This is a genomic window from Desulfuromonas sp. DDH964 (assembly GCF_001611275.1).
Classification (GTDB): Bacteria; Desulfobacterota; Desulfuromonadia; order Desulfuromonadales; family DDH964; genus DDH964.
On the sequence record NZ_CP015080.1, the window covers coordinates 3,029,240 to 3,042,558 of the forward strand.

At 64.5% G+C, this 13,319-nt stretch carries 11 protein-coding genes and 1 riboswitch; of the genes, 3 read left to right on the forward strand and 8 right to left on the reverse strand.

The window, feature by feature from the left end:
* Window positions 1–174: 174 nt before the first annotated feature.
* The 3 genes from purH to alr all read right to left on the reverse strand — a co-directional run bounded on the left by purH (window position 175) and on the right by alr (window position 4,208).
* Window positions 175–1,740 carry a bifunctional phosphoribosylaminoimidazolecarboxamide formyltransferase/IMP cyclohydrolase gene (purH, locus tag DBW_RS13915; RefSeq protein ID WP_066728130.1) on the reverse strand — a complete coding sequence of 522 codons (1,566 nt, stop codon included), beginning with the start codon at window positions 1,738–1,740 and terminating at the stop codon, window positions 175–177.
* A gap of 76 nt (window positions 1,741–1,816) precedes the next feature.
* Window positions 1,817–3,046 carry an ASKHA domain-containing protein gene (locus DBW_RS13920; RefSeq protein WP_066728132.1) on the reverse strand — a complete coding sequence of 410 codons (1,230 nt, stop codon included), beginning with the start codon at window positions 3,044–3,046 and terminating at the stop codon, window positions 1,817–1,819.
* A 25-nt stretch (window positions 3,047–3,071) separates the two neighbouring features.
* Window positions 3,072–4,208, reverse strand: a complete 1,137-nt coding sequence (gene alr, locus DBW_RS13925; protein WP_066728134.1) for an alanine racemase — start codon at window positions 4,206–4,208, stop codon at window positions 3,072–3,074.
* Between the two features lie 147 nt (window positions 4,209–4,355).
* On the opposite strand from alr, the gene DBW_RS13930 reads away from it, so the two are divergent.
* The 3 genes from DBW_RS13930 to thiC all read left to right on the forward strand — a co-directional run bounded on the left by DBW_RS13930 (window position 4,356) and on the right by thiC (window position 7,548).
* The gene (locus tag DBW_RS13930) at window positions 4,356–4,541 is read left to right on the forward strand and encodes a CooT family nickel-binding protein (protein WP_066728136.1); all 186 of its coding nucleotides are present in this window, start codon (window positions 4,356–4,358) and stop codon (window positions 4,539–4,541) included.
* Window positions 4,542–4,563: 22 nt separating this feature from the next.
* A riboswitch (TPP riboswitch) is annotated at window positions 4,564–4,673 on the forward strand.
* A gap of 100 nt (window positions 4,674–4,773) precedes the next feature.
* Entirely contained in the window at window positions 4,774–6,177 is a 1,404-nt protein-coding gene (gene thiD, locus DBW_RS13935; RefSeq protein WP_066728138.1) for a bifunctional hydroxymethylpyrimidine kinase/phosphomethylpyrimidine kinase, read from the forward strand.
* Window positions 6,178–6,243: 66 nt separating this feature from the next.
* Entirely contained in the window at window positions 6,244–7,548 is a 1,305-nt protein-coding gene (thiC, locus tag DBW_RS13940) for a phosphomethylpyrimidine synthase ThiC (RefSeq protein ID WP_066728140.1), read from the forward strand.
* A 100-nt stretch (window positions 7,549–7,648) separates the two neighbouring features.
* Here thiC and DBW_RS13945 read toward each other — a convergent pair whose 3' ends face one another.
* The 5 genes from DBW_RS13945 to DBW_RS13965 all read right to left on the reverse strand — a co-directional run bounded on the left by DBW_RS13945 (window position 7,649) and on the right by DBW_RS13965 (window position 13,216).
* Window positions 7,649–8,215, reverse strand: coding sequence for a hypothetical protein (locus DBW_RS13945; RefSeq protein WP_066728142.1), 567 nt, complete (start codon window positions 8,213–8,215; stop codon window positions 7,649–7,651).
* A gap of 148 nt (window positions 8,216–8,363) precedes the next feature.
* Window positions 8,364–10,271: an arginine decarboxylase gene (gene speA, locus DBW_RS13950; RefSeq protein WP_066728144.1), complete on the reverse strand. Its 1,908-nt coding sequence runs from the start codon at window positions 10,269–10,271 to the stop codon at window positions 8,364–8,366.
* A 74-nt stretch (window positions 10,272–10,345) separates the two neighbouring features.
* The gene (gene nspC / locus DBW_RS13955) at window positions 10,346–11,494 is read right to left on the reverse strand and encodes a carboxynorspermidine decarboxylase (protein WP_066728145.1); all 1,149 of its coding nucleotides are present in this window, start codon (window positions 11,492–11,494) and stop codon (window positions 10,346–10,348) included.
* Between the two features lie 27 nt (window positions 11,495–11,521).
* Complete coding sequence (locus tag DBW_RS13960) at window positions 11,522–11,977, reverse strand: hypothetical protein (protein WP_066728147.1); 456 nt, start codon at window positions 11,975–11,977, stop codon at window positions 11,522–11,524.
* A gap of 45 nt (window positions 11,978–12,022) precedes the next feature.
* Complete coding sequence (locus DBW_RS13965) at window positions 12,023–13,216, reverse strand: saccharopine dehydrogenase family protein (RefSeq protein WP_066728149.1); 1,194 nt, start codon at window positions 13,214–13,216, stop codon at window positions 12,023–12,025.
* Window positions 13,217–13,319 lie beyond the last annotated feature (103 nt).

Sequence of the window (13,319 nt, forward strand, 5' to 3'; positions counted from 1 at the left end):
AACTGATTCCCTCCCCAATCCATTAGTGGATTTGCGGACCCCGCAGCCTGATGAAGAAGCGAGCAATTTGCGTCGAGCTCAAGGCGCCCAAGGGCGGCCCGAGGAGGCGTACACCGTACGTCGACGAGGTCCGCACGCTGGGCAACGCCGAGATCGGCGTGAAGTGCTCGCTTCCTAGTGCCTAAAATGCCGCATCCCGGTAAAGACCATCGCCATGCCGTGTTCGTCGGCGGCGGCAATCACCTCTTCGTCGCGGATCGAGCCGCCCGGCTGGATCACCGCGACGATGCCGGCGGCGGCGGCGTTGTCGATGCCGTCGCGGAAGGGGAAGAAGGCATCGGAGGCCATCACCGAGCCCTGGACGGCGAGACCGGCGTGCTCGGCCTTGATCGCGGCGATACGCGCCGAGTTGACGCGGCTCATCTGGCCGGCGCCAACGCCGATGGTCATGCCGTCCCTGCCGTAGACGATGGCGTTGCTCTTGACGAACTTGGCGACCTGCCAGGTGAAGAGAAGGTCCTCCATCTCCTTCGCCGTCGGCTGGCGCTTGGTCACCACCCGGGTTTCGCTCAGCAGGGCGAGGTCGGCGTCCTGCACCAGCAGCCCGCCATTGACCCGTTTCAGGTCGAGGCGCGGCGCCGGCTTGGCCGGCCAGAAGCCACATTCGAGCAGGCGCACGTTCTTCTTGGCGGCGACCACGGCGATCGCCTCGGCGGTCACCTTGGGGGCGATGATCACCTCGACGAACTGCTGATCGCAGATCGCCTTGGCGGTGGCACCATCGAGTTCGCGGTTGACGGCGATGATGCCGCCGAAGGCCGACTCGGTATCGGTGGAGAAGGCGCGCTGGTAGGCCTCGAGCAGATCCTTGCCGAATGCGACGCCGCAGGGGTTGGCGTGCTTGACGATGACGCAGGCCGGCAGCTCACTGAACTGCTTGACGCACTCAAGGGCGGCGTCGGTATCGGCGATGTTGTTGTAGGAGAGCTCTTTCCCCTGCAGCTGGCGGGCGGTGGCGATCGACGCTTCCTTGGCCCTCTTCTCGACATAAAAGGCCGCCCCCTGGTGGGGGTTCTCGCCATAGCGCATTCCCTGGGCCTTGTGCACCTGCAGGGTGTAGGTCGGCGGGAAGGTGGCATCCTCTTCCCCGAGCTGGCGGCCGAGCCAGTTGGAGATGGCGCCGTCGTAGGCGGCGGTGTGCTGGTAGACCTTGACGGCGAGACGGAAGTTGGTCGTGCGGGAGACCGCGCCGCCGGCGTTTTTCATCTCCTCCAGTACCGGTGCATAGTCGGCATGGTCGACCAGCACGGTGACGTCGCGGTTGTTCTTCGCCGCACTGCGCAGCATGGTCGGCCCGCCGATGTCGATATTCTCGATGGCGTCCTCCAGGGAACAATCCGCCTTGGCCACCGTCGCTTCGAAGGGATAGAGATTGACAACGACCATGTCGATCGGCTCGATGCCGTGCTCGGCCATCTTGGCGACATGGGCCGGGTTGTCGCGCATACCGAGCAGGCCGCCGTGAACCTTGGGGTGGAGGGTCTTGACCCGGCCGTCGAGCATTTCGGGGAAGCCGGTAAATTCGGAGACATCCTTGACGGTGAGCCCCTCCTCGCGCAGCAGCTTGGCGGTGCCGCCGGTAGAGAGAAGCTCGACGCCGAAACCGGCCAGTTCCCGCGCCAGGGCGGCGACGCCGGTCTTGTCCGAAACACTGATCAGAGCACGCTTGATGACGGCCATGGGGAGAATCCTTTCGCGGGCGAATGGCGTTTACAGTGACGCCAGAAACAGAAAAAAACCGTCGCAGGGCGGTTTTTCAAAAATCGAGAGCTTTCAGAAACCCCTGTTGAAACGCCGGCGTCCCGGAGAGGGGGTTCGGGGTCAGATTTGCGGCCAGCGCCTCGACCCGGTCCACGCCATCGGTTGCCAGCAGCATCCGGCCCACTCCGGCCAAGGCTCCGGCGGGGACAAAGCGTACCTTATCTACCACGTCCGGCGGCAACAAGGCAACCTTTTTCAGGTCTTCCGGGGCAAGCGAGAGGCCGAAAGCGCCGGTCACGACCACCTCCCGGACCTGGTCGCCGGCTGCCCCCGCCCGTTGCAGCAGCGCCGCAACCCCCGCATGCAGGGCCCCCTTGGCGAGCTGGAAACTGCGGATATCCTGCTGGGTCAAAAACAGCTCGCAGCGGGCGTCGCGGTAAAGGTGCAGGCGACGCCCCTCCGGCCCTTCGACCAGGTAGCGGGCGAGGTTGCTGCCAACCGTCAGCGGATCGACCAGGGTGCCGGCTTGGTCGATGAGCCCGGCGCCGCGGGCGGCGGCAATCGCCGAAACCAGCCCGCTGCCGCAGAGACCGCGGGGCGGAGCGCCACCGGCGACGGTCAGTTCCAGCCTCTCCCCCTGCACCCGGACCGCGGTCACCGCACCGGGACCATAGTCGATCCCGCAGCTGATTTCGCCCCCCTCGAAGGCCGGACCGGCCGCCACCGAGGTGACCCAGCAGTTGTTACCATCGAACCAGGCGATTTCCCCGTTGGTGCCGATGTCGAGCAAGAGGCGGCCGGGCGCCGCGTCCTGGCCGTAAAGAAAGGCAACCAGGTCGCCGCCGACATAGCCGGAGACGAGGGGGAAGAGGTAGAGCGGCACCGGCAGCGCCAGGCCCAGGGCGGCGGCGTCAAGCTGCACCCCGCTGCGCTGGGGGGGACGGTAGGGAGGAAACAGGACTGCATCGACCGGCAGGCGCTGGAGCAGGAGACTGACGGCCGGATTGGCGGCGGCCGCCGCCGCGGCGATCGCGCCGGGCGAACAGCCGGCCTGGCGGCAGAGGAGGGTGGTCAGCCCGTTGATGGCGGCGACCAGGGTCTGCTGCAGGGGGAGCGCGGCTCCGCCCCGGGCGGCGGCGAGGCGGCGGATCACATCCCGCCCCTGCGCGACCTGGGGGTTGGGCGCCCGCGTTTCGGCACAGATCCGCCCCGCGCCATCGAGCAGACGGGCACCGAGGGTCGTGGTACCAAGGTCAAAGGCGATGCGGAGATCGGATATGTTCATAGCCGTGGATTCCGGGGCGCGGAGATCAGGCCGGGCCCGGTTCCGGGTTGAGATAGACGCGCGGCACCCGCTGACTGATCAGGCAGAAGACTTCGTAGCTGATGGTGCCGATGCGCCCGGCCCATTCCTCGGCGGTGACCTCTTCGGAGCCGTCCCGACCGAGGAGCGTCACCCGGTCGCCGACCGCTACGGCGGGAACATCGGTGACATCGACCATCGTCCAGTCCATGCAGACGGTACCGGCCACCGGCGCCCGGTGCCCCCGGACCAGGACCTCGCCGCAGCCGGACAAGCGCCGGGCATAGCCGTCGGCGTAGCCGACCGGCAGGGCGGCGATCAGGGTCGGCCGACTCGCCACAAAGCGGTGGCCATAGGAGACCCCCGCGCCCGGGGGGACCGCCGTGAGCTGCGCAATGGTGGTGTAAAGGCGCATTACCGGGCGCAGGTCGATCTCTCCCGCCAGGTAGTCGGCCGGCAGGCCGCCATAAAGGGCAATCCCCGGGCGCACCAGGTTGCAGTCGGGCAAAGCCGGGCCATAGAGTCCGGCGCTGTTGCTGAGATGGACGAGAGCGGGAGCGAAACCGGCGGCGCGAACCGTCCCCAGCATCGCGCGGAACCGTTCCGCCTGGGTCTGGGTAATAGGGTGATCGGCCTGGTCGGCGAGGGCGAAATGGGAGATCAGCCCCGCCATCTCCAACCCGGGGAGGTCGGCGAGCCGGGGGAGGACTGCGGGGAGGTCGGCGGGGACGAAACCGAGGCGCCCCATCCCCGAATCGACCTTGAGGTGATAGCGGCAGCTACGCCCGGCGGCCATGGCGGCCGCGCTCAGGCGCCGGGCCGCGGGCAGATCGAAAATCACCGGGGTGAGATTCTGGTCCAACAGCAGCGCTTCTTCACCCGGCGCGGCGCCCCCCAGCACCAGGATCGGCCGCTGAATCCCCCCCTGGCGCAGGGCGGTCCCCTCCGCCACCATCGCGACGCCAAAATAGTCGGCGCCGCAGGCCTGCAAGGTCCGGGCGACCGGCAGGGCGCCATGGCCGTAGGCGTCGGCCTTGACCACCGCCAGCAGCTGGCGGCCGGCCCCGGCCTGGCGACGAAGCAGGCGGAAGTTATGGCGCAGGGCGTCAAGATCGATTTCGGCGAAGGTAGGTCGTAGGGGCATCGGGCGCGGCCTTTACAGAGGGGAAAGAGGATTTTTAACATGGGGTCAGGACGGCTGTAAAGAGAAACCGGGCGCGGACGGGCGCTTGGGGTTGACAGCCTTTGGCGAATCCGCTAGTCTTGGCAAACTTTATTTGAGGAGTGTGCCATGTGCCTGGATCACGGTAGTTTTTTGCTTGTTCAGGGTGACAAAGAGACCCCCCTGGAGCATGTCGCCACCCTGCTCCCCGGCACCGGCAATCTGCGCCTGGTCGATGTTTACGGCAAGATGCGGGAAATCGCGGGGACCATCGAGGAGATCGATCTGCTCAACCGGCGCATCGTTCTTGCCTGAAATAGGCCGCAGGACCACATAGCCAGACCGCTAGGGGAGTAGTTGCTACTGAGAGTTCCGCCGACCATCGCGGAACGACCCTTTGAACCTGATCCGGGTCATTCCGGCGTAGGGAAGCGGCGCGTTGCCAGGATTCAAATCCGACGCCGCACGCCGTAACAGAGGCTGCGGCGTTTTCTATTGGGAGCAGCGCCGGCAAATACACATAGAATTCCGACACGAAAGGCCCGCGATGATCGGCGGACTCTACCTGGTCACAGATGAAAACCACGACGGGCGTCTCCTGGAGCGGGTCTTCGCGGCCCTCAAGGGGGGCACTGCCATGGTCCAGTATCGCTGCAAGGCCGGCAATGCCGACCTCGAGGCGGCGCGGGCCATAGCCGCCGCCTGCCGCGACTTCAAGGTCCCCTTCCTGGTCAATGATTCGGTGGAACTGGCGCTGGCCTGTGATGCCGACGGCGTTCACCTCGGCCAGGGGGACCAACCGGCGGTCGAAGCGCGCCGCCTGCTTGGCCCCGGGAAGCTGCTCGGCGTTTCCGCCCACACCGTCGAGCAGGCGCTGAAAGCGGAAATGCAGGGGGCCGACTATCTCGGCGTCGGCACCATCTTCCCGACGCAAAGCAAGGACGACGCCCACCCGGCCGGCCTGGCGGTCCTCAAAAAGATCCGCATGGCGGTGAAGATTCCGCTGATCGCCATCGGCGGCATCGCGGCCAGCAACTGCGCCGAGGTGATCGCCGCCGGAGCCGACGGCGTCGCGGTGATCTCCGCCGTCATGGGCGACCCCCGACCGGGGCTCGCGGCACGGGAGATTGCCCTGCAGTTCAACGCCAACGCCCCCCTCCCCCGCGGCCGGGTGCTGACCATCGCCGGCTCCGACTCGGGGGGCGGCGCCGGCATCCAGGCCGACCTCAAGACGATCACCCTGCTCGGCGCTTACGGCATGAGCGCCCTGACCGCGCTGACCGCCCAGAACACCCGGGGGGTGCGCGGCGTCCACCCCTGCCCCCATGCTTTTGTCGCCGACCAGATCGAAATGGTCCTGTCCGATATCGGCGCCGATACCATCAAGACCGGCATGCTCTTTTCTGCCGACATCGTCGCCCTCGTCGCCGAAGCGATCGAGCGCCATACGCTGCTGGCCGTCGTCGACCCGGTGATGATCGCCAAAGGGGGCGCCCCCCTGCTGCAGCAGGATGCGGTCGAGGTACTGCGCCAGGTGCTGCTCCCCCAGACCTACCTGCTGACCCCGAATCTTCCGGAGGCGGAGGCCCTCTCCGGCGTCTCGGTGGAAAGCGAAGCCGACATGGAACGGGCCCTTTTCAAACTGCGGGAGATGGGCCCTCGCAACGTCCTGCTCAAGGGGGGGCATCTCGATGGCGAAGCCGTCGACCTGCTCCTCGCCGGCGACACCCTTCACCGCTTCCCCGCCGCGCGCATCGCGACCCGCAACACCCATGGCACCGGCTGCACCTACTCGGCCGCCATCGCCACCTTCCTCGCCCAGGGTCTTCCGCTGGTGGCGGCCGTGGGCCGTGCCAAGCTCTTCATCAATGAAGCGATCCGCACGAGCACATCCCTGGGGAGCGGCCACGGCCCGGTCAACCACTGGCAGGCAGCGAAGAACCTTTCCTAAGTCCTATACGTCCCATGGGACCTGTTGCACCCCTGGGACCCATAAACACCACCGAGGAAATAAGACATGACGACACTCGAAGCGGCCCGTCAGGGCATGATCACCGACCTGATGCGCCAGGCTGCGACCGTTGAAGGGATCGACGCCGAACTGCTGCGCAGCCGCATCGCCGAAGGGACCGCCATTATCTGTCACAACCGGAGCCGCAAGAACGGCATTCCGCTGGCGGTCGGCAAGGGGCTGCGCACCAAGATCAACGCCAACATCGGCACCAGCAAGGACGACACCAGTATCGACAAGGAGCTGGAAAAGGCCCGGGTGGCGGTGGCGGCGGGCGCCGATGCGATCATGGACCTCTCCACCGGCGGCCCCATCGACGAGATCCGTGCGGCGATCATCGGGCAGACCGAGGTCTGCATCGGCAGCGTGCCCCTCTACCAGGCGGCGGTCGATACCGTGGTCCGCAAAAAGAAGGCGATGGTCGACATGACCGTCGACGAGATCTTCGCCGGAGTGAAGAAGCACCTCGACGACGGCGTCGACTTCATCACCGTCCACTGCGGGGTGACCCGCGCCACCGTCGAGCGCATGGATCGCGAGGGACGGATCATGGAGGTGGTCTCCCGCGGCGGCTCCTTCACCATCGAGTGGATGACCCACAACGACGCCGAAAACCCCCTCTATGAGCACTACGACCGCCTGCTGGAGCTGGTCAAGCCCTACGATGCGGTCCTCTCCCTCGGCGACGGGTTCCGCCCGGGGTGCCTGGCCGACGCCACCGACCGCGCCCAGATCCACGAACTGATCGTCCTCGGCGAGCTGACCCAGCGTGCCTGGGCGGCCGGCGTCCAGGTGATGATCGAGGGCCCCGGCCACGTTCCCCTCGACCAGATCGCAACCAACATCCAGTTGCAGAAACGCCTCTGCCACGGCGCCCCCTTCTACGTCCTCGGCCCGCTGGTCACCGATATCGCCCCCGGCTACGACCACATCACCTGCGCTATCGGCGGCACCGTCGCTGCGGCGGCCGGCGCCGATTTCCTCTGCTACGTCACCGCCAGCGAGCACCTGCGCCTGCCGACGGTGGAGGATGTCCACGAGGGGGTGATGGCGAGCCGCATCGCCGCCCATGCCGGCGACATCGTCAAGGGAGTGAAAGGAGCGCTGGAAAAGGACATCGCCATGGCCAGGTGCCGCAAGAACCTCGACTGGGAGGGGCAGTTCGCCCTCGCCCTCGATCCGGCCAAGGCGCGGCGGCTGCGCGCCGAGTCGGGAGTCGACGAGGAGCACGGCGCCTGTACCATGTGCGGCGAATTCTGTGCCTACAAGGTGATGAACGAACGGCAGGGGAAAATTTCCGCGGCCCACTGATCGCCGGAGGTCCTCACCGAAAGATGCAACGAGCCCGGCAGGAATCCCCTGCCGGGCTCGTAGTTTATATTGGATTCGCCCCCTCAGAAAATAGGGCGCGTCACTTCACCTTCTCTATCCGCTCCATGACGTAAACAATGCCGCCACCGAACTTGGAACGGACTTTTTCATACGAAACCTTGACCTTGTCCCCGACAGTGGGGTCATAACCAGCGGGCACCATCTCCATGCCGCGCTTCCGCTCCATCGACAGTCGCTCACCAGAAGCGGGGAAGTCGAAACGGATGCTTTTGCGGCCGATCTCGACCACCGTGCCGACGGCGGGAGAAGTCAATTCCTTGCGATTGGGGTCCATCTTGACCAGGGTCAGGGTCGATACCGCGAGGACGTCCTCACCATTCTTGAGCATCTTTTTGTAGTAGGTGAGCTTGACGGTATCCCCGGCGACCGGGTTGTAATCCGCCGGAGAATAGCGGGTCTCCCGGCCGGTATTGTACTTGACCCCCTCACCCTTCCCTTGCGCCCGCAGGACCACCCCGGAAAAACCGCTTTCCAGGATCACGCCGGTAACCGCCATCTCCTCGGCCCGGGACGGCCCGGCCTGCAAAGCGACCAGCATCAGTGCCATCCCCAGCCAGACCAACTGCCTTCCGATTCTGCCTGCCATAGCAACCCCCTTGTTCAGGCCTTTACGCTCGCGGCCTTTGACCTCGCGTCGGCTCGGCCGGGAAGCCCCACGCTCCCGGCTTCGACGTTACCAGATGTATACCTGAATCGGGCGCCGATGCAATCCCTTCCCGCCAGGAAACCGCCAGTTACTCCCCGAGGTAGGTGTAGGAGACCAGCGCCTTGTCGAGCAGTTCGAGGAAGTGGCTGGTCTCCTCGAAGGAGACCTTGCGCGAGGCGACGTTCTTCTCCAGGGTGTCGCGCACGTGCTTGAGAATCTCCGGCCCCTTGTACTGCACGTACTTGAGACTCTCCCAGGTGGCGTCACCGCTGATCACGGTATCGATCTTGTAGCTGGTCTTCTTGTTGAAGGTGACATGCACGGCGTTGGTGTCGCCAAAAAGGTTGTGCATGTCACCGAGGATCTCCTGGTAGGCGCCGATGAGGAAAAAGCCGATGTAATAATCCTCGTCGGCGCGGATCTTGTGGATCGGCAAAAACTTGGTGCGCCCCTGCTCGCCGACAAAGCTGGTGATCTCACCGTCCGAGTCGCAGGTGATGTCGGCGATACTGGCCATCACGTCCGGCTTCTGGTTGAGGCGCTGGATCGGCACGATCGGGAAGAGCTGGTCGATGGCCCAGGAGTCGGGAACCGACTGGAAGAGGGAGAAGTTGGCAAAGTAGGTCTGGCGCAGCGAAAGCTGAAAGTTCTGCAGTTCGTCGGGAACCGGCTTGATGCGCTCGACGATGCCGTTGATCTTGATGAAGATCTTGCTGCAGAGCCACTCGGCAAGGGCGCGGTCGTGGAGATTGAGGTAGCCGAGATTGAAGAGGCTGACCGCCTCCTGGATCAGCTGGATGGTGTCGTGGTAGTCCTCGCGCAGGGAGTGGCGGTCGAGGCTCTGGTAGATGTCGACTAGCTTCTTCACCGTCGGCGAGAGCTTTTCCGCCCCTTCCAGGATGGCATCGTAGTCCGGCAGGGCATTCTGGGTGTTGGTGTTGAGGATATTGGTGATCAAAACCGAGTAGTGGGCAACCGTGGCGCGCCCCGACTCGGAAATGATATTGGGACAGGGAACGCCGGCATCGTCGCAGATGTTTTTCACCTGGTAAATGACATCGTTGGCGTATTCTTCGACCGTATAGTTGACGCTCGAGAAGTAGCTCGACTTGGAGCCGTCGTAGTCGACCCCCAGGCCGCCGCCGATGTCCATGTACTGCAGACCGACCCCCATCTTGACCATTTCGGCGTAGATGCGGCTCCCTTCGATCAGGGCGTTCTTGATCTTGTCGATCTTGGTGATCTGGCTGCCGATGTGGAAGTGCAGCAGCTTCACCGTGTCGAGCATCTCCTGCTCGCGCAGGATCTCCACCGCGGCCAGCAGCTCGGAGATTTTCAGGCCGAATTTGGCGTCGTCGCCACCGGAGGTCGCCCACTTGCCGGTCCCCTTGGAGGAGAGCTTGACGCGGATGCCGAGTTTTGGCGTGATGCTGGTCTTCTGGGCGAGCGCGATGATCTTCTCCAGCTCGAAGAGCTTCTCGACGATGATGGTGATATCGAAGCCGATGCGGGTGGCGTAGAGGACCATCTCGATGAACTCGTTGTCCTTGTAGCCGTTGCAGAGGATCGGCAGCTGCTCGCCGGCGGCGAAGGAGATGGCCGCCACCAGCTCCGGCTTGGAGCCGACCTCGAGGCCGATGTTGTGCTTCTTGCCGAAGTTGGCGATCGCCTCGACCACCTGGCGCTGCTGGTTGACCTTGATCGGATAGAAGGTCTGGTAGCCGGCCGGGTAGTCGTTCTCGGCAATGGCATTTTTAAAGGCGCGGTTGATGGCGGCGATGCGCCCCTGCAGGATATCCATGAAGCGGATCAGGATCGGCGGCTTGATCTTGCGCTTGATCAGGTCGTCGACCAGCGCCCGCAGGTCAATGGAGTGCTTGGAGGTCGGCGTCGGGTGGACGCAGATATTCCCCTTTTTGTTGATCGAAAAGAGATCGGATCCCCAGCCGGGGAGGTTGTAGATCTTCGCCGAGTTGGCAACACTCCATCGTTCCATCATTTCTCCTGCCTGCAGCCCCCTCTTCGCGAGAAGCTGACGCTGCTCCTGCTTCCAGATTTTGATTGCAACCTTTACGACAGCCGGTTTTTGAAATCCTCGTAGCCAAAACGGCGCACCACCCTCAGCTCGCCGGTCTGCGGCTCGAAGGTGCAGAGCGCCGGGTGCTGGATGCCGTTGAAGGTGGTGGTCTTGACCATGGTGTAGTGGGCCATGTCCTCGAAGGCGAGACGGTCGCCGGCCTTCAGGGGGCGGTCAAACGACCAGTCGCCGATGACGTCGCCGGCCAGGCAGGACGGCCCGGCCAGCCGATAGGTATGGGGCCTCTCCCCCGGCTCGAAGCCGCCGGTGATCTCCGGGCGGTAGGGCATCTCCAGCACGTCGGGCATGTGGCAGGTGGCGGAGACGTCGAGGATGGCGATATCGAGCTGGTTGTGTACCACGTCGAGCACCTCGCCGACCAGCACCCCGGTGCCGATGGCAATCGCCTCGCCGGGCTCGAGGTAGACCTCCAGCGCGTATTTCTCGCGGAAATATTTCACCAGTTCCACCAGGCCGTCGATGTCGTACCCGGCGCGGGTGATGTGGTGCCCGCCGCCGAGATTGAGCCATTTCATCTGCGGCAGGAACCCGCCGAACTTTTCCTCGAAGGCGAGGGCGGTGCGCTGCAAAGGTTCGAAGAGCTGCTCGCAGAGGGTGTGAAAATGCAATCCTTCGACCCCGGCCAGCGACTGGCCTTCGAAGGCGGCACGTGGGATGCCGAGGCGTGATTTCGGCGCACAGGGGTCGTAGATGGGAACCGCCCCTTCCGAGTGCTCGGGGTTGACGCGCAGGCCAATGGAAACGCCGCTCTGCTCCCAGAGCGGGCGGAAGCGCTCGAGCTGGGCGAAGGAGTTGAAGACGAGGTGATTGGAGATCGGCAGCAGGGCCCGGATATCGCTCTCCTTGAAGGCCGCGGCAAAGGAGTGGACCTCGCCACCGAACTCTTCCCGGCCGAGGCGCGCCTCCCAGGGGGAGCTGGCGCAGACCCCCTGCAGGGTCTGGCGGATCAGGGGGAAGGTGCTCCACATGGCGAAGGCCTTCAGCGCCATGAGAATCTTCGCGCCGCTGCGCCGCTGCACCTCGTCGAGGATGGCAAGGTTATGGCGCAGCCGCCCCAGATCGACGACGTAGGCCGGCGATGGGGCGAGCTGGAGGATTTTTTCGATGTCGATACCGGTCACTTGCGCTGCCTCGCTTCGGACAAACCCTTAGTGGTGTCCCTTCTCCTTGCCGTGGCCGTGCTCCTTCTCCTGCTCCTGGTGATGCGAGCGCTCACCGTGCCCCTCGTCCCAGGAGAGCTCGCCGCGCTTCAAAGCCTTGAACTCGGCCGAACCCGGCTTGATCCCCAGTTCCTGGGCCATCGCCCCCCACCCCTTCTGCTTATGGCCCGAATAGACCTTCAGGACCCGTTCGGGAGGGACATTGGCCATCTGGCCGAGCCGAAAGACCATGAAGGCGTCGGCCGGATCGGCCACCACCCGAAGGACCTCATCGACCCGGGGCAGCGGCACCCCGAAGCGGGTACTGATTTTGGCCGAAAAGCCGGGCAGGTCAGCCCGGGCCTGGACGTTGACCCGGCCAAGGAAATCCTCCAGGCCGCCGGCGCAGGCCGACCCCGCCAGGAAGAGAAGACCGGTGAGACAAAGAGCGAGCAAGCGTTTCATAACGGCTCCGTTAGGGGCAAAAAGGGGATCAATCCAAAGCTCCCGCTAAAGCGCGGGCCATTCACCTTCTACGACGACCTCCGGCAGCCCCATGGGCCCCAGCTCTGCCAGGAAGAGTTCCGGGTCGAACTGCTCCATGTTCCAGACGCCGGGCGCGTGCCACTTGCCGGTCAGCATCATGATCGCGCCGACCACCGCCGGCACACCGGTGGTGTAGCTGATCGCCTGGGACTGGACCTCTTGGTAACAGGCCTCGTGGTCGCAGATGTTGTAGATGTAGACCTGCTTGCGCTTGCCGTCTTTCAGGCCGCGGGCGATAACGCCGATGCAGGTCTTCCCCTTGGTCAGCGGCCCCAAAGACCCGGGGTCGGGCAACAGCGCCTTCAGAAACTGGATCGGCACGATCTTCTGCCCCTGGAACTCGACCTCGTCGATGCGGGTCATGCCGACGTTCTGCAGCACCTCGAGGTGCTTGAGGTAGTTGTCGGAGAAGGTCATCCAGAACTGGGCCTTCTTGATGGTCGGGATGTGCTTGACGATCGACTCCATCTCCTCGTGGTAGAGGCGGTAGATGTTCATCGGCCCGATCCCTTCCGGGAAGTCGAAGACCCGCCTGGTGGAGAGCGGCGGCGACTCGACGAACTGCCCGTTCTCCCAGTGACGGCAGGTGGCGGTCACTTCACGGATGTTGATCTCGGGATTGAAGTTGGTGGCGAAGGGCTGGCCGTGGCTGCCGGCGTTGGCGTCGATGATGTCGAGCTCTTCGATCACATCGAGGTACTTCTTCGCCGCCAGGGCGGTGTAGACGTTGGTCACGCCGGGGTCGAAGCCGCTCCCCAAAAGCGCCATCAGACCGGCCTGCTGGAACTTCTCCTGGTAGGCCCACTGCCAGGAGTACTCGAACCTGGCGGTGTCGACCGGCTCGTAGTTGGCGGTGTCGAGGTAATCGACCCCGGTCGCCAGGCAGGCGTCCATGATGTGCAGATCCTGATACGGCAGCGCGACGTTGATCACCAGCTTCGGCTGCACCTGTTTGATCAGGGCGACCAGTTCCGGAACGTTGTCGGCATCGACCTGCGCAGTTTTGATCGCGCCGCCGAGCTGGGCGGCGATGGCGTCGCACTTGCTTTTGGTGCGCGAGGCGAGGGTGATATCGGAAAAGATGTCACGGCGCTGGGCGCACTTGTGGGCGACAACCTGGCCGACGCCGCCGGCGCCGATGATCAGCACTTTGCTCATGGCAATACTCCTTCTTTTAATGCTCAAAATTCTCGATGGTACCAGAAGCGAGGATTTTTTCGTCCTGGCAAGGCTGTCGAGCAATCGCGCGGAGGCGTAGCAG

Coding starts and splice junctions, on each gene's coding strand:
- purH (WP_066728130.1), bottom strand. CDS start 1,740: ATGGCCGTCATCAAGCGTGCTCTGATCAGTGTTTCGGACAAGACCGGC.
- DBW_RS13920 (WP_066728132.1), bottom strand. CDS start 3,046: ATGAACATATCCGATCTCCGCATCGCCTTTGACCTTGGTACCACGACC.
- alr (WP_066728134.1), bottom strand. CDS start 4,208: ATGCCCCTACGACCTACCTTCGCCGAAATCGATCTTGACGCCCTGCGC.
- DBW_RS13930 (WP_066728136.1), top strand. CDS start 4,356: ATGTGCCTGGATCACGGTAGTTTTTTGCTTGTTCAGGGTGACAAAGAG.
- thiD (WP_066728138.1), top strand. CDS start 4,774: ATGATCGGCGGACTCTACCTGGTCACAGATGAAAACCACGACGGGCGT.
- thiC (WP_066728140.1), top strand. CDS start 6,244: ATGACGACACTCGAAGCGGCCCGTCAGGGCATGATCACCGACCTGATG.
- DBW_RS13945 (WP_066728142.1), bottom strand. CDS start 8,215: ATGGCAGGCAGAATCGGAAGGCAGTTGGTCTGGCTGGGGATGGCACTG.
- speA (WP_066728144.1), bottom strand. CDS start 10,271: ATGGAACGATGGAGTGTTGCCAACTCGGCGAAGATCTACAACCTCCCC.
- DBW_RS13960 (WP_066728147.1), bottom strand. CDS start 11,977: ATGAAACGCTTGCTCGCTCTTTGTCTCACCGGTCTTCTCTTCCTGGCG.
- DBW_RS13965 (WP_066728149.1), bottom strand. CDS start 13,216: ATGAGCAAAGTGCTGATCATCGGCGCCGGCGGCGTCGGCCAGGTTGTC.